Below are 16,818 nucleotides of genomic sequence, written 5' to 3'. Positions count from 1 at the left end.
CAGCTTGATGGTTACAGCGACGTTCACACAACTCGGTACACTATTCGCCCTTATACTAATGACACCATTTCATATAGGTGGTGGGGATGCGCTTAGGTTAATTTGGATAACTGCAATCCTCTTGGGCGCACCTTTCTTTGGGTTTGCTTACGCCTTAACGAAATTACAGCAGGGCAAATTTCGGCAAGAACTAATGTACATCTTAGGTACGTGGTCCGGTCTCCTGTGTGGCGCGGCACTTGGATTGTCATTAAATCAGGAAGCGATGTGATGGACTGGACTGCAATCAACCCCATCCTTTTGCTTGCGTCACTAATGGTGGCAGCAACCCCGATCATCCTAGCGTCAGTCGGCGAATTGATCGTTGAACGCGCTGGCGTTCTGAACCTTGGTGTCGAAGGTATGATGATCACCGGTGCCGTTTGCGGGTTTATCGTCGCGGTCAATACCGGGTCTCCCGTGCTTGGCTTTATTGGTGCCGCGATCGGTGGTGCGATACTGTCACTGCTGTTTGGTTTCCTCACCCAATTTCTATTATCGAACCAAGTCGCCACGGGCCTTGCGCTCACGCTATTTGGGCTAGGCCTGTCGGCGTTGATGGGGCAAAGCTATATCGGGATCAAAGCCCCGGATTTCCCTGATTGGCACATTCCGTTGCTTGGCGATATTCCAGTTATTGGCCCAATTGTGTTTCAGCATGATCCAATGGTCTACGTTGGGCTGGCGATTGTCATCGCTGTCTGGTCGTTTCTGAAATACAGCCGCGCGGGATTGATCTTGCGTGCAGTCGGTGAAAACCACGAAGCGGCACATGCGTTAGGCTATCACGTTATCCGCGTTCGGATGCTGGCCATTATGTTTGGCGGGGCCTGTGCTGGACTTGGCGGTGCTTACCTTAGCCTTGTTCGCGTACCGCAATGGACCGAAGGCATGACCGCAGGTGCCGGCTGGATCGCGCTTGCGATTGTGGTCTTTGCAAGCTGGAAACCACTGCGGCTTTTGCTTGGCGCCTATTTGTTTGGCGGCGTGACCGTGTTGCAGCTAAACTTACAAGCAGCCGGGATGGCGATCCCGGTCGAATATCTTTCCATGTCGCCGTATCTGGCAACAATAGCCGTTCTGGTTATTATGCGTGCTGGACGGGCGCCGGGATCACTGGGCCAATCTTTCCATGCCTCGCGTTGAGGCGTCACCACCAAGGGGATGAGTATGACTATCAAATCAATTATGGCCGGGGCAACATTTGCCGCGAGCCTTTCAACAGCAGCCTTTGCTGAAGACCCAACCAAGGTTGGCTTTATCTACGTCGGCCCAGTGGGCGACGGCGGTTGGACATACGAGCACAACCAAGGCCGTCTGGCTGTAGAAGAAGCATTCGGCGATGCCGTCGAAACTGTCTTCGTTGAAAACGTACCAGAAGGTGCGGACGCAGAACGCGTTCTACAGCAAATGGCACTTGGCGGTGCTGACCTGATCTTTACCACGTCGTTCGGCTATATGGATCCAACGATCAACGTTGCGGAAAAATTCCCTGACGTGAAGTTCGAGCACGCGACTGGCTATAAGCAGGCCGACAACGTGTCTGTCTATTCTGCACGTTTCTACGAAGGCCGTGCTGTTCAGGGCCACATCGCTGGTCACATGACCGAAAGCAACGTCATCGGTTATATCGGGTCTTTCCCAATCCCCGAGGTTATCCGTGGCATCAACGCAGCTTATGTCCAAGCTAAGGCCGTAAACCCTGACGTCGAATTCAAAATCGTCTGGGCATACACATGGTTCGACCCTGCAAAAGAAGCCGAAGCAGCGACCGTTCTGATCGAACAAGGCGCTGACGTGATCCTGCAGCACACAGACTCAACCGCGCCACAGGCCGCAGCGCAGGCCGCTGGCAATGTTGTGACATTTGGCCAAGCATCAGACATGGCTGAATTCGGTCCGTTCCCACGCGTGTCATCAATCATCGACAACTGGAGCCCATACTACATCGCGCGCACCCAAGCCGTCATCGACGGTACATGGGAAAGCACAAGCACATGGGACGGCATCGGCTCTGGCATGGTTGGCATTGGTGAAATCACTGACGCAGTACCAGCCGAGGTAAAAGCATCGGCAGAAGCCTTGCGCGATAGCCTTGCCTCTGGCGAATACCACGCATTCACTGGTCCACTGAACAAACAAGACGGATCTGCTTGGCTGGCTGACGGTGAAACTGCTGATGATGGTACACTGGCAGGCATGAACTTCTTCGTTGAAGGCCTAACCGGCGAAATCCCGCAGTAACCTCATAGAGACACCATCTAGAATGGCTCCGTCTTTGACGGGGCCATTTTTGCATTCAAGGTTAATTTACGCTCTGATTTCGCCACGATCTCGAAAATTTGAACGAAACAATACCTCGCACTTACCAGATACAGTTGATGAATCATGCAAAATAATGCCACAGATACGCATCAAACGTTCATATTCACGACACAATAACAACCTCAAGGTGCGAATCGTGCAGGCAAACAGCAAGCCATTTAAACAAACTATCCAATTTGGGTATTCGCGAAATAAAAACAGATATCAACCTGGCCAAGTTGAACGCAGTTTTACTGCAAAAAATTAAGAAACAAACGCTTTTTACCCACAGACCTTACACCTAGCGCAAGGGTTGAGCCACAAGAACCGGCCAAGCGCTTAATGCACCCAGCTTTCGCATTGAACCAACCACCTCAATACAACAACCCATGGGTGAATTAAAAATAAGGCAATCGACTTATACAAAAGTACAGGTTGTTTTTAGGTCACCAAGGCGGGAAACCGCTTACAGTAAAGTGTAAAAGTCTCAATGAGTTATGGAGAAAATTTATGGACCTGACAGTCTGCAAGACATATAAAAATTTAGTATCATCCTTTGCATTATCCGCGGCACTTATTGCCCCTGCGGCTACCATGGCTGGCGAAGTTACACTGAAATCCGCAGATGGCACAGTGAACCTTGTGGGCGAGTTTATTGAATTCACAGACAATAACTATGTGATCCGTACCGGCCTTGGCGACCTGCGCATCTCAGCTTCGCGTGTTAGCTGTGCTGGCGCAGACTGCCCTAGCTTTGGTACAGCCGAAGCAGACATCAATATCGCGGGTTCTGACGCGATTGGTACAGGTGTCATGCCGCTACTTATGTCCGGGTACGGCGCAAGCCTTGGCGCTGAAGCAACGCAAACGGCAACCGGCGTTGACGGTCAGTTCATCACCGAGATGGTTGGCGACGAAGGTTTTGGTGATCCGATGGGATCATACCTTGTTTCGTCAACAAGCTCTGGCGATGCATTCCGCACCTTGCTTGACCGGACTTCGCAGATTGGCATGTCGGCACGACGCATCACACCTGACGAAGCACGCGCCCTGCGCGCCGATGGCGCTGGCAACATGGTCAGCACGAATAGCGAACATATCATCGCAGTCGATAGTCTTGTTGTGATTACACACCCCAACAACCCAGTGAAATCCATTTCTTTGGAGCAGCTGCGGGGCATTTATAACGGCAGTATCACCAACTGGTCCGAAGTTGGCGGAGAAAATGCTGCAATCACTCTCGTTGACCGTGCTGTCGACTCTGGCACACGCGAAGTCTTTATGAACGGTGTTTACGGCGACCAAGCTCCTGCACCGCAGGCAGATACGATCGTCGTATCAGACAACAACCAAATGGCCGCACAAGTTAACGCAGATGAAACCGCGATCGGCTTCGTGGGCTACGCATTCCAACGTGGTGCAAGCGCGCTGTCATTGGTCAACGACTGTGGCCTAACAATGATCCCAGACGCATTTTCGGCACGTACAGAAGAATACGCACTTCAGCGCCTGATGTACCTTTACACACGTGACGACACTGCCGACGAAGCAACAATGGATTTTATCCACTACGCTGAATCATCCGCCGCAGACGAAGTCATCGCCAAAGCTGGATTCATAGACCTAGGTATTGATCGTCGCGAACAGGCGCTCGACGGGGATCGTGCACGTGCCCTGCTTAACCCAAATGTCGACGCATACGAAGGCGGCTTCATGCGTGAAATGCTGTCACAGATGGTGGACTATGACCGCCTGTCCACAACATTCCGCTTCCGCACTGGGTCTCAAAAGCTCGACCAACGCGGCGTGCTCAACCTTGAACGTCTGGCAGACTTCCTTGAAGCGCAGCCAGAAGGCACAAAGATCCTATTTGTTGGCTTTACCGATGATGTGGGTGCATTTGACAGCAACCGTTCGCTGTCTCAGTCACGCGCAGAACAGGTTCGCGCAGAACTGCAAAACGTCGCCGGTGACCGCCTGACAAACATCGAAATGGCGACAGCAGGTTACGGTGAAATCGCACCGTCTGCCTGTAACACGTCGGAAAACGAACGCCAGATCAACCGCCGCGTTGAGGTATGGATCGAAGCCGCTAACGGCTAAGCGTACGCATGCGGGCGCGAGTAACCCAGCGCCCGCACACCAAGCTGCGCTTTCTTCGCGATAACACGCAGCAACGTTTTCTTTGCTTGACCCTGTCGGAGCTCCGACTTTGACCAAAGTTACCGCCTTTGCAGCGTCAAGAAATCCATAAACACGACCGACAGACGCGATTTACGTGCTGCCCCGGTCGGACGCATAGGAGTTCACAATGCAGAATTGCATGTCGACAAAACCCCGATCACGCCGGTTGGCGCTGACAACGACCGCTTGTATTGCCCTGCTGGGGTTTGGCGCAACAACGGCACAAGCTCAATCACTAGATCCCGCACTTTATGACGGTGGGAAAGCTCGCGTAAACAGGTCGCTCGCACTTCGCGGCCTGTCAGAGTCCGTCGCATCAGCAAGTTGCCGATACGATGCGGGCATTGATCTCGCGACTGCGGAATACGACCTACAACATGTTCACGACAACTTTGATGCTATTCTGGCTGGACTTGAATTTGGTGACCGCGCATTGGGTATGCCCGGGGCAGAAACAACACCACGCATCCTGAACGCTATCAAAAAGACCCATGAAATTTGGGACCCAATGGAACATGCTGCGCTTGCGATGCTTGGCGGAACAGCGTCCCCTGATGACGCCGCAATCATCACCGATGGCTATCACGCGCTATTTGATCAGACGACCAACTTAGCTGCCGATGTATCTGGCGAATACACGAACCCTCAGGAATTACTGCAAAGCGACGCGACAGTCTTGAACTTTGCGGGACGGCAACGTGCACTCGCAGAGCGTATGACCCGCGCGGTTTGTGAACTTGCGACAGACACAAACCCCGAAGCCGCACTTGGCGAACTGATTGCAACAGTCGATATGTTCGAATTATCTCTAGTTGCACTTCGTGACGGTTACCCGGCCGCAGGTGTCAATCCTCCGCCCAATGACACGGTCAAAGGTAGCTTAGAAAGCACCTATGCAATCTGGCAAGCTGGACGTGGCATCTATGATGCGATCAAGGGCGGCGCGGTTCCAACGGCTGACGATGTTATCGCTTCAAATGCGCTGACACAGGAACTTAGCGTTGGAATGAACAACGCGATCACGCTGTATCTTATCGCGACCCCCGGCAAAGACGGCATCTACCGCGTTCCGCTTGAAGCCTACGCAGATGCAGAACTGCGGACATGGGCATCGGACCAACGCGTGATCGACGCGGTCAACGCACAGAATATCGCGCATGCCAACATGTCCGAAGATGCTGTCATCGCGCTTGACCAACAATGGCGCGCAGAAGCATCTGGCGACGGTGGCCCGCTGATGACTGCCGCGCTGGATAATCCGGTGTCTGAATGGCTACGTGCGCACCAAGACGAAACAGCCGGCTTTGTAACCGAAGTCTTCATCATGGATCACCTTGGCCTGAACGTCGCGCAAAGCGTGGCAACGTCAGACTACTGGCAGGGCGACGAAGCCAAGCACCAAGAAACCTATCATGTCGGGGCAGATGCGCTTCACATTAGCGATATAGAGTTTGATGACAGTACTGGCTTTTATCAGGCACAGGCATCCTTGCCCGTGGTTGATCCAGCAACCGGCGAAGTAATCGGTGCAATGACCTTTGGGATCAATGTGCAGCACCTGATGTAAAATCTTTCAATCAGGTCTACGGATAGGCGCGGCGCAGCAATGCCCGCGCCTTTTGTTTTGGGTATGTAACAAAAGGCGCGCCGATTGCACGGCGCGCCATCTTTTCTTTGCGCTCGGCCTAGTGCTTATGCTTTACAATCTCGCCGGACTTCAGTCGACCAAAATAGCTGTTCATCTCGGCCTTCACGATGGGCATCAAGAAATACAGCGCGGTGATGTTCACCACTGCCATCGCAAAGATCATCGCATCCGAGAAGTTGATCACAGCGCCCAGTTTGGCCGCCGCACCGATCACGATGAAGATGCAGAAAATGATCTTGAACGCCAGTTCCTGCGCCTGCCCTTCACCAACCAAATAGGTCCATGCCTTAAGGCCGTAGTATGACCAGCTAATCATGGTTGAGAATGCAAATAGTACAACTGCAACAGCCAGCACATAAGGGAACCAGCTAAACCCAGTCGCAAACGCCGCCGAAGTCAGCTGAACACCTGATGACCCGTCCACTGTCTGGATCGCGGTACCTGCCTCGTTCAGGACAAAGTTACCTGATGCAGGGTCCATCACCAGCACACCAGAAATCGTGATTACCAACGCGGTCATCGTACAGATCACAACAGTATCAATGAATGGTTCTAGCAATGATACGACGCCTTCGGTCACTGGTTCCTTAGTCCGCACAGCCGAGTGCGCAATCGCCGCAGAACCAACACCCGCCTCATTCGAGAACGCAGCTCGCTTGAAACCTTGGATCAACGCCCCAACAAAACCACCAGCAACACCAAGCCCGGTAAACGCACCCGCCCAGATTTGGCCAAAGGCCCAACCGATTTGATCATAGTTCACTAGCAAAATGATCAGCGCACAAACGACGTACATAATGCCCATGAAGGGCACGACTTTTTCAGTGACGTTAGCGATGGATTTGATCCCACCAACGATCACGGCAAAGACGACAACCGCAAAGATGACGCCAGTTATCCAACCGGGATAATCCCCCGTAATACCCGAAATTTGCGCATGCGCTTGGTTAGCTTGGAACATATTCCCACCGCCTAAGGCGCCAAGAATACAAAAGATTGAAAAGAAGACTGCGAGAATTTTACCACCGGGAAGCCCGCGTTCGGCAAACCCTTTGGTCATGTAATACATTGGACCACCCGAAACCGATCCGTCGTCGTATTCATTGCGAAACTTCACACCCAGCGTACATTCGGTAAATTTCGACGCCATGCCTAAAAGACCTGCAAAGATCATCCAAAACGTCGCACCCGGCCCGCCGATACCTACGGCAACAGCGACACCCGCAATGTTACCCAAACCAACAGTTCCCGACAGCGCAGTGGTAAGCGCCTGAAAGTGGCTTACCTCACCAGCATCATCGGGGTCCGAATAATCACCCTTTACCAATGAGATCGCGTGACCAAAGGCACGAAATTGAATTGCACCAAAATAAATGGTGAAAACCATCGCGCCAATCACCAGCCACATCACGATCCAAGGAAAGCTGGCGCCAGCCACATCAAACGGCAAAGGCGCGAAAATAAAGGTCACGAACCAACCAGTGGACGCGGCAAAGGCATCATTGATTTTATCGTCCAAAGACGCCTCTTGCGCGGCAACCGCCACAGGAGACATCGCGGCAAGCGAGGCCGCAGTTAATAGTTTTTTCATGTTTTTGCCCCTTATGGAATGATCGTCACGGGCACCGCAGCCGAAGCCACAAGTCGCCCTGTTACACCGCCAAACACGCGTTCTCTCAAACCGCGCACACCCACGCGCCCAACGATTATCTGGGCTGCCTCGTGCTTTTTGGCTAAGCCATCCAATATTTCGGCAACATCACCATGCTTAACGACGCCGATCACATTCACTCCGTCGTTCATGGTCGCTGCGACAGCGGGATCTAGAACGCGCGAATGCGCCATGCTGATCTCTTCTTCGCGGCGTTTGTGCCGCATTTCGTTCTCTTCTGGTGTTTGAAAGCTAAACGGCGACCATTCGATTACGTAGCAAAGCACAATCGTGCAATCGCCCACCGCTTTGGCGCGGTCTTTGGCAAACGCAAGCGCTCGCTCTCCCGCATCCGAGCCGTCAATCCCGACGACGAATACTGTTTCAGTCATTGCAAATCCCTGTTTTCAGTTGGCTGTTAAAATGCCCCAACCGGTAAATCAACCAGCGGGAAGGTTCAGCTTCTGTCGGCTGATGCCATCAATAATACGCCAACAACACTCAGCAGCGTGAAAAAATTGCAAAATGATCAAATTCCAGTACATATTTTGAAAATACAAAAACTACCAAGGATAATTGACCTCAAAAATACACCAATTAAGCACATTAGACTAATCTCGATAGAGGAGACTCAGCCATCAATCCGCCACAAAATCCGACATTACCTCCCAAAATGAGCCCTATTCAATCGACACTTGTAAGCGCTCCCCCTGCGCACGCCCGGACTGGTATAGGAAATTGCGTTAAAACTTACCCCCCCCGAACCTGACATCACGCTGTATAAAGATGGGCTGGCAAAGCACGATAAACTTGACCGCAAACTGATGGCGGCCCAACTCTCTAATTTGGTCGAAAGCATCGACGACCCGCTTGTCATCGCGCTTGATCGCGGATGGGGCAGCATATAAGCTACTACCAATGGCAGCGCGACTGGGCGCGGCGGCACTAGCATCTGGTGTGTCCGAGATTGCGAGCCCTATAAATGGCATTTCTAAGAACGTATCGCGGAGCCTTAGTGACCACTTCACTGCCAAATATAGCAGACAAGCGATCCCAGACACCATTACCCAATCCCTCGACTCTTTCGAACTCCCAACCTAACCCCTCCCCTTGCCTACACCGCGCTCTCCTTTTAAGTGGGGAGCAAGCTTTATGATAAGGAACCGCCCAACATGGCCAGCAATCAATTTGTCTATTTCATGGACGGCGTGTCCAAAACCTATCCCGGTGGGAAAAAGGTCTTTGAAAACATCCGCCTGAACTTTCTTCCCGGTGTGAAAATCGGTGTGGTCGGTGTGAACGGCACAGGTAAATCGACCCTGATGCGGATCATGGCCGGTCAGGACAAGGATTTCGCCGGCGAAGCATGGGCCGCCGAAGGTGCTCGAGTGGGCTACCTGCCACAGGAACCTGAACTAGACCCAAACCTAACCGTGCGTGAAAACGTCATGCTGGGTGTGGCCGACAAAAAGGCGATCCTTGATCGCTATAACGAAGTCGCGATGAACTATTCCGAAGAAACCGCTGATGAAATGGCCCAACTTCAGGATCAGATCGACGCGCAAAACCTCTGGGACCTCGACGCTCAAATCGACATCAGCATGGAGGCCCTGCGCTGCCCCCCTGATGACGCCGATGTTACAACCCTTTCCGGTGGTGAAAAGCGCCGTGTTGCACTGTGTCAGCTTTTGCTTGATGCACCTGACATGCTGCTTCTGGACGAGCCGACCAACCACCTTGACGCCGAAACCATCGCTTGGCTGCAACAGCACCTGATCGACTACAAAGGCACAATCCTGATCGTCACCCACGACCGCTACTTCCTAGACGCGATCACCGGTTGGATTTTGGAACTGGACCGCGGCTCGGGCATCCCACACGAAGGTAACTATTCTAGCTGGCTGGAAGCCAAAGCGAAACGGATGGAGCGTGAGGCCAAAGACGATAAATCCAAACAGCGTACCCTTGCGCGCGAATTGGAGTGGATGCGTCAGGGCGCCAAGGCACGCCAAGCAAAATCCAAGGCGCGGATCGCATCCTATAATGAGATGGCCAACCAGTCTGAAAAAGAAAAAGTCGGCCGTGCCCAGATCATTATCCCCAACGGTCCCCGTTTGGGTAATAAGGTAATCGAGGTCGAGAACCTCAAGAAAGCGATGGGCGACAAGCTACTGGTCGAAGACCTGTCATTTGACCTACCACCCGGCGGCATTGTCGGCGTGATCGGCCCGAACGGCGCAGGTAAATCCACGCTCTTTGGGATGCTCACTGGCCAGATCGAACCTGACGAAGGATCAGTCACATTCGGTGAAACCGTAAAACTGTCCTACGTGGACCAGTCACGCGATGCGCTGTCTGACGAAACGACTGTCTGGGAAGAAATCAGCGGCGGCGCTGAAATCATCGAACTGGGTGATGCATCTATGAACTCCCGCGCGTATTGCTCGGCGTTCAATTTCAAAGGCGGCGATCAGCAGAAAAAAGTCAGCCTACTATCAGGTGGTGAACGTAACCGCGTTCACATGGCGAAACTGCTGAAATCCGGCGGCAACGTCCTGCTTCTCGATGAACCGACCAACGACCTCGACGTCGAAACACTGCGCGCATTGGAAGACGCACTGGTCGATTTCGCAGGCTGCGCCGTGGTCATCTCGCACGACCGTTTCTTCCTCGACCGGATTTGTACACACATCCTAGCGTTCGAAGGCGACGCCCACGTCGAATGGTTCCAAGGTGCGTTTTCTGATTACGAAGAAGACAAAAAAGCCCGCCTTGGCGCAGATGCGCTGGAACCCAAGCGGATGAAGCATAAAAAATTCGTGCGTTAAGCGCTAATTTACGTCGTAATAGCTACGGTACAAAGGGGGGCAGCTTTTACACCGCCCCCCTTTTTCATAGGCATCGAACGCCCCTACATCCTTAATAAGCGTCCGCTGGGTCTGATCGGCCATGGCATAACGATGACCAGCATGCCCCGAAAACGCAGCTTTTAAAGCTATTTAGAGGCTATCCAGCCCTCAACTTTTCGGGCCATAGCTGTGCTTTGTTTTTCGACGTTGCTGTGTAAAGCCGCACTGAGCGTGACGATCAGTGCGGTGACCACACCTACAGACAAAAGTTGCCCCCAGATTGGCCAATTAATAGGAATATGCGCAATCAAAATCACCCCGATCATTTGGTGAAGCAAATAGATCGAATAGCTAATCTGACCGATCCAGACGAGCGGAGCAAAGGTCAAAGGCATCAATACCTTTGGCTGCTTCACCAGCAAAGCAAATCCAGTGAACATGATAACGTCAATCATACGCGCTTCGGGTGAGGACGAACTAAAAATTGCAGTGAGGAGCATCACTAAGATACAAATCCAGACCGTAATCTGACCCGTTCCTCGCCAGACGCGAAAGAACAGCGTCCCTGCGGCAAAATAGTGAAGGTATGGCGCGATGAGAAGATGTTCAGTAATCGTCCTTATACCCGCTGAAAACTGGGAAAGCTGTCCAATCGCCGCAAATAATGAAAGCGCGACCAATATATAATCAAGAGTAATCCGACGAGGCGCACAATAATATATTGCTGCGGCAATGAGATAGAAACGGACCTCTGCATAGAGCGACCAATACGCCCCATCGATGTAAGTTATAGACGGATCCAGCCAACGCCATAACGAGGGACTGGTCATGGTTAACGATGGAATAAAATCCAATGGCTGACGCGAAATTTCTGGCGTTAGGTTACGGCCCAGACCCCAAATAACAAAGTAAGAAACCAGTGCAGCTATGGTGAGTGGCGGCAAAAGGCGAAAAACTCTCCTAAGAAAAAACGACATCCAACTTGTTGTTTTCTCTAGCGTCAAGGCAATGACAAACCCTGAAATTATAAAGAAAAAATGAACGCCCACATATCCTTCATGGCTCCATTGGAACAAGCTTGCTCCGTAAGGATAGTAATTGGGAAATCGCTGAAAATAGTGGTAAAATAGAACTGAAATAATTGCGATGGCGCGAAAGCCATCTAAAACTAACAGCCTTTGCCCAGATTGTGTCATTTTTTGTCCCGATTGGACCAGGTCGTGACCGCTGGCAAAAGTACAAATAAAAACCAATATATGTCTAAATATTTCACAAAGCTAGAAGCCGCAAAATTGTTAGTGACAAGTAACACTATGAATCCAAGCGCAAAATACTGCGGTGATCCTGCACATTTATTTAATCGGCCATCAACCGCGAGAGCGCCAAAAAGTGCTACACCGAGTTGAAGTATACCAAGCCCAAGCCCAACAGCCCCGAGTTCAATAAACAGCTTTATAAATCCGTTATGCGGATGCCCCGCATTAAAGCCAATTTGCTGTTGGCTGTATTCACCTAACCCGGCAGACCAAGCTGTGGAATAGCCCCCACCAAATACCCAATGTCCTGCCTTAAACGTGTAATCAATAGCCGTTTGCCAAATGAGGGTTCGTCCTGACATCGTTGGATCACGATCCAAGGCAGCGAGTGTCGCCGCGGTCATGTCACCAACAAGACCGCTGATGAACAGTGCCATAATCAGGCAAAGAGAAAATAGTATAATAGAAAGCCGTGCCGAACCCGACGCCGCAGAGAGCACGACAATCGGTATAAAAAGCGCCATCGGGACCGCCACAAGCGATTTCGCGGAGCCCGTTATTGAAATTAGCCAGACACCGACGAAAATAGTAGCCCAGAACCGCCACCCGCGCTGCACCTTTGGTGTCAGTGTATAAAGCGCAATAATGCTTAGGCTAAGCATTGCCCCGAGAGAGTTCTTATGGGAATAAAAGCCTCTTAAAAGCCCGGCATGCATACTGAAAAACTCATTTGTGGAATGGTATGCATAGCTTGGCGCGAAAATGGCCAGCAACGCGGTTCCCCAGACCAGCAAGGCAGCGACGCCTTTAAGGACCTGAATGAAGTCCATCCAAGAGTAGTACGCATAGACATACAAAGCCATGAGCGTCGTTCCCGCCAAGGCGATTGCGGCTGACATGGTTGAGCCGTGTAAAGGGCTCCAACCTGCTGACAAAATGGCCAAGCCAGTTATGAGTACCGAAGGGATCGCGCCGGATGGCAGTGTGAAAAATCGCAACCGCGCCAATGCTAACAATCCAATTAAACCGATCAATGAAAGACTAAATAATTGAAACAGCACATTGCTGTTTTGAATGACCACCCCCGTCATCGAGCCTTCAATTTGCCCGCCCCCCAAGGGACGTTGAAAAACTCCGAACATCGTAAGTAAAATAAGGGATAAAATGGCTTTACCAATGATCCCCGATTTCTCGACACGCGCCAGCGGTAAAACCATAGGATAAGACGCTGGGGATGTGTCGGTCATGTTGTTCGCCACGTTGCAAGCGTATCACGCACCCCTATCGTATTGAGAACGATCGCGACCGCGACATAGCTGAAAACAGCAATGGCAAATTTGCCGATCAGGGGAAGAACGCCTTGTTCAGATATAAGGAGTGTCGTGAGCAGATACATAATAGCACTTCCTAGTGTGATTTTCACCAAATCGTTGATCGGCCACTGAACGCTTTCGATCATAGACACCGCAATACAGGCTGCGACTACACCAATGCTTGCCGCCCCAACCATGACCCAACCAAATGTGACCAGCTCGTCGGGGGGATAAAGCCAAATCAAAACCAAAGACAATACAGTAAAGAATGGACCAATAAGCCCAAATTGAGGTCGTTTTTTTACTAAAAAAATCGGATCGATAGAAAACATTCTGATCGCCAACAGACCAGCCGTAAGCGTTGCAGCCAATATAATAGCCTGAAATGAGGCCACCAACGGACCCGGAACCAACAACTTTGCTATATCCGGTGACACAATATAAAATCCAACCGCGGCGGGAACGACGACAGCAAAGGTTCCCGATATTTGTAAGCTTAGTTGCTGTTTTTGCTGCTTTGTGTCACCGAATTCTGCACTGTGTATTGATTTTTGCATCACCACCACGTTGATGGCCAAGCCCGTAAGCGCAATCGCCTTTTGGGACAGATCAAACCCAAGTGCGATTCCTGCACTATTTTCCAAGCCAAAGGCACGAACAGCAATAAGGCGCTGCATAGCCGGTGCAAGCATCGTAAGGTTCGTACCAGCAGCAGCCGCTAGGCCGAACAACGCGAGAAAGCGAAACGTAGCCCCTTGTATTTTGACGTTGGGCCAAGACGGCATGGGATTCCGAGCCCCAAAATGCACGACAGCAATCGTGACAGGGAATGACAAAGCGAGCCCTATCAAAACAGCCCCAGCCGAGCCCCAGAGCGCCCCGAACAAAATCGCTAAGAAAAACCCACTAAAGGTGCGAATGACCCGAGCAGAAGAAAAAGCCGCATTCCGCAGCTCCGCACGTTGAAGACCTTGAAACCCGTCAAACACACCATTTGAGACGGCAAACAGTGCCACCAGAAACAATTCATCCACCAAATCGAAACGCCCACTCAAGAGCCCCCAACTGAGAGCCCCCCCCATCAGCAGGAATGCGCTAACAATGAGGTAAAGACGAAGCAACAAGGCGCGTCGTTCATGCATTTCCTCGACTTGTGCGGTATTGGCAAAGCGTATAACCCCAAACCGCATCCACTCGAAGGCAAGACTTGCGACGAACTGGCCCGTCGCCCATATTGTAACGAACCGCGTGTATTCGGTTGTCGACAGTATCCACGGCATGCTTAACGCAATCGCAAAACCTGCCATGCTTGATAGAAGCATCGCCAATACGACGATCACATTTGTACGCGCTACGGATTGCCCCCCCCGAACGGTCTTATGTGTCATAATACTGTCGAAACCATCTAACGAAATTAGCAACACCTTCTGGAACGGCTGTTTTCGGAGTATACCCAGTAAGCTTTTTCAAAAGGTCGGCATTCGCCCATGTGGCTGGAACATCGCCAGCTTGCATTGCCATAAGGTTGCGTTCGGCGGATTTTCCCGTCGCCTTTTCAATTTCCGCGATGAAATCGACCAGTTGGACGGCGTCATTATTACCGATATTTACGACGCGAAAAGGTGCAACTGGGGACAGGCTATCGCCTTCCTCCACCTTGCCATCCGCCGGTCGTACTGGCGCAGCATCTATTAGCAACCGAATAGCATGCACGAGATCTTCCACATAGGTAAAATCTCGTTTCATGTCGCCGTGATTGTAGACATCTATCGGCGCATTTTCGAGGATAGCTTTGGTAAATTTAAACAGGGCCATGTCAGGGCGCCCCCACGGGCCATAAACGGTAAAAAAGCGGAACATCGTGATGGGCAAGTCAAACAAATGGGCATAAGAGTGCGCTATGCTTTCCATTGATTTTTTTGTGGCTGCGTAAAACGACATTTGATGATCGGCTTTATCCGTCTCGCAATACGGCATGTCTTCGTTCGCGCCATAGGCCGATGATGTCGACGCCAAAAGCATATGTTGAGGAGGGAATGCCCGTGCAGACTCCAATAATTCAAACGTCCCCACGATGTTACTTTCAAGATAAGAGCGCGGGTTTTCAATCGAATATCGCACACCTGCTTGTGCCGCGAGATGAACCACAACATTGGGTTTTTCCGCCTCGAACAGTGACATCAAAAGCCCTGGTGTTTCGACCTTATCATGAACAGAGCGGTAATTCTCATAGGTCAGAAGCGTATCTTCACGCCGTTCTTTAAGAGCAACATCGTAGTAGTCTGACATGCAATCTAAGCCGACTACGCGGTAACCGTCTTCTAAAAGCCTGCGGCAAACGAAAGAGCCGATAAACCCGGCAGCACCGGTAACAAGAGCTGTTGGCATAGATGGGGTTCCTTAGTCAGCGCCGAATAAATCGCGCGTGTATGTTTTTTCTATCACATCAGAGATATCATCAGTGACGCGGTTTGCCACAATCACGTCAGACTGCGCCTTGAAGGCTTCCAAGTCGCGGATCACGGGCGAGCCAAAAAAGTCTGGGTCAGTCATGACAGGTTCATAGACAACGACGGCTATACCTTTCGCTTTGATACGCTTCATGATGCCTTGAATCGAGGATTGGCGAAAATTGTCAGAACCCGCCTTCATGACCAAACGATAGATACCGACAACTTTCGGCGACTTGGCTATAATTTGGTCGGCAAGGAAATCTTTGCGTGTGCGGTTAGCGTCTACAATGGCACGAATAAGGTTCTGTGGTACCTCAGAGTAGTTGGCCAGTAGCTGTTTGGTATCTTTTGGCAAGCAATAGCCGCCATATCCAAAGCTTGGGTTATTGTAATGCGATCCAATACGCGGGTCCAAACCAATCCCTTGAATGATTTGGCGTGAATTCATCCCCCCCGCTATTGCGTAGCTGTCTAGTTCATTAAAAAACGCCACCCGCATAGCAAGATAAGTGTTGGCAAATAGCTTAATCGCCTCCGCCTCATCCGCATCAGTAAACAGGATTTCGACGTCTTTTTTAATTGCCCCTTCCAGTAATAGATCAGCAAAAGCGCGCGCGCGCTCTGATTGTTCGCCGACGATGATCCGAGAGGGATATAAATTGTCGTATAGCGCACGGCCTTCGCGTAAAAATTCGGGACTGAAAATCAGCTGATCAGTGTCGAGTTCGCCTCTGATCCGTCGTGTGAATCCCACCGGGATAGTGGACTTCACCACGATGGTAGCCGTTTTGTTGACAGCTATAATCGACTTGATCACGTTTTCCACACTCGACGTATCGAAATAATTCGTATCTGCGTCATAATTCGTCGGGGTCGCGACAATGACAAAATCCGCCCCTGCATAAGCCGAAGCCCCGTCTGTCGTTGCCGACAAGCGAAGTGGTTTATTCGCCAAAAACTCTTCAAGTTCGGCATCCACGATTGGGCTTTGACGTGCGTTCAGTTGCTCGACCCGCCGCTCTGAAATATCGACGGCGACTACGTCGTGGCTCTGCGCTAGCAAAACGGCATTAGACAAGCCAACATAACCAATACCAGCAACTGCAATTTTCATGAATGAT

Annotated in this window: 12 protein-coding genes; 5 read left to right on the top strand and 7 right to left on the bottom strand. The window is 51.2% G+C overall.

Going from position 1 to position 16,818, the window contains the following annotated elements:
* Positions 1-270: 270 nt before the first annotated feature.
* The 4 genes from CYQ09_RS12885 (at position 271) to CYQ09_RS12870 (ending at position 6,094) form a co-directional block, all read left to right on the top strand.
* The gene (locus CYQ09_RS12885) at positions 271-1,185 is read left to right on the top strand and encodes an ABC transporter permease (protein WP_106745798.1); all 915 of its coding nucleotides are present in this window, start codon (positions 271-273) and stop codon (positions 1,183-1,185) included.
* Positions 1,186-1,209: 24 nt separating this feature from the next.
* Positions 1,210-2,283, top strand: a complete 1,074-nt coding sequence (locus CYQ09_RS12880) for a BMP family ABC transporter substrate-binding protein (RefSeq protein WP_106745893.1) — start codon at positions 1,210-1,212, stop codon at positions 2,281-2,283.
* A gap of 570 nt (positions 2,284-2,853) precedes the next feature.
* Positions 2,854-4,446, top strand: coding sequence for a phosphate ABC transporter substrate-binding/OmpA family protein (locus CYQ09_RS12875; RefSeq protein WP_106745797.1), 1,593 nt, complete (start codon positions 2,854-2,856; stop codon positions 4,444-4,446).
* 220 nt (positions 4,447-4,666) lie between these two features.
* Entirely contained in the window at positions 4,667-6,094 is a 1,428-nt protein-coding gene (locus tag CYQ09_RS12870) for a type IV pili methyl-accepting chemotaxis transducer N-terminal domain-containing protein (protein WP_162617673.1), read from the top strand.
* Positions 6,095-6,212: 118 nt separating this feature from the next.
* Here the strand turns inward: CYQ09_RS12870 and CYQ09_RS12865 are convergent, their stop codons facing one another.
* Both CYQ09_RS12865 and CYQ09_RS12860 read right to left on the bottom strand, forming a co-directional pair.
* A complete protein-coding gene (locus tag CYQ09_RS12865) occupies positions 6,213-7,766 on the bottom strand; it encodes an alanine/glycine:cation symporter family protein (RefSeq protein WP_106745795.1) in 1,554 nt (517 codons plus the stop codon).
* Positions 7,767-7,777: 11 nt separating this feature from the next.
* The gene (locus CYQ09_RS12860; RefSeq protein ID WP_106745794.1) at positions 7,778-8,218 is read right to left on the bottom strand and encodes a universal stress protein; all 441 of its coding nucleotides are present in this window, start codon (positions 8,216-8,218) and stop codon (positions 7,778-7,780) included.
* A gap of 780 nt (positions 8,219-8,998) precedes the next feature.
* On the opposite strand from CYQ09_RS12860, the gene ettA reads away from it, so the two are divergent.
* The gene (gene ettA, locus CYQ09_RS12850) at positions 8,999-10,654 is read left to right on the top strand and encodes an energy-dependent translational throttle protein EttA (RefSeq protein ID WP_106745792.1); all 1,656 of its coding nucleotides are present in this window, start codon (positions 8,999-9,001) and stop codon (positions 10,652-10,654) included.
* Positions 10,655-10,821: 167 nt separating this feature from the next.
* Here the strand turns inward: ettA and CYQ09_RS12845 are convergent, their stop codons facing one another.
* From CYQ09_RS12845 to CYQ09_RS12825, 5 genes are read right to left on the bottom strand one after another with little or no spacing between them, the layout of a single operon-like run.
* Positions 10,822-11,871, bottom strand: a complete 1,050-nt coding sequence (locus tag CYQ09_RS12845) for an acyltransferase family protein (RefSeq protein ID WP_106745791.1) — start codon at positions 11,869-11,871, stop codon at positions 10,822-10,824.
* Entirely contained in the window at positions 11,868-13,178 is a 1,311-nt protein-coding gene (locus CYQ09_RS12840) for an O-antigen ligase family protein (RefSeq protein ID WP_106745790.1), read from the bottom strand. Before CYQ09_RS12840 ends, CYQ09_RS12845 begins: the two co-directional genes overlap by 4 nt.
* Entirely contained in the window at positions 13,175-14,632 is a 1,458-nt protein-coding gene (locus CYQ09_RS12835; RefSeq protein WP_106745789.1) for a hypothetical protein, read from the bottom strand. Before CYQ09_RS12835 ends, CYQ09_RS12840 begins: the two co-directional genes overlap by 4 nt.
* The gene (locus CYQ09_RS12830; protein ID WP_106745788.1) at positions 14,622-15,632 is read right to left on the bottom strand and encodes an NAD-dependent epimerase/dehydratase family protein; all 1,011 of its coding nucleotides are present in this window, start codon (positions 15,630-15,632) and stop codon (positions 14,622-14,624) included. Before CYQ09_RS12830 ends, CYQ09_RS12835 begins: the two co-directional genes overlap by 11 nt.
* 12 nt (positions 15,633-15,644) lie before the next feature.
* Positions 15,645-16,811 (bottom strand): nucleotide sugar dehydrogenase, encoded by a 1,167-nt coding sequence (locus CYQ09_RS12825; RefSeq protein ID WP_106745787.1) that lies wholly within the window; start codon positions 16,809-16,811, stop codon positions 15,645-15,647.
* Between the last annotated feature and the right edge of the window lie 7 nt (positions 16,812-16,818).

It is taken from the genome of Yoonia maritima, from assembly GCF_002933395.1.
Classification (GTDB): Bacteria; Pseudomonadota; Alphaproteobacteria; order Rhodobacterales; family Rhodobacteraceae; genus Yoonia; species Yoonia maritima_A.
This window is presented reverse-complemented; position numbering and strand designations above follow the sequence as displayed.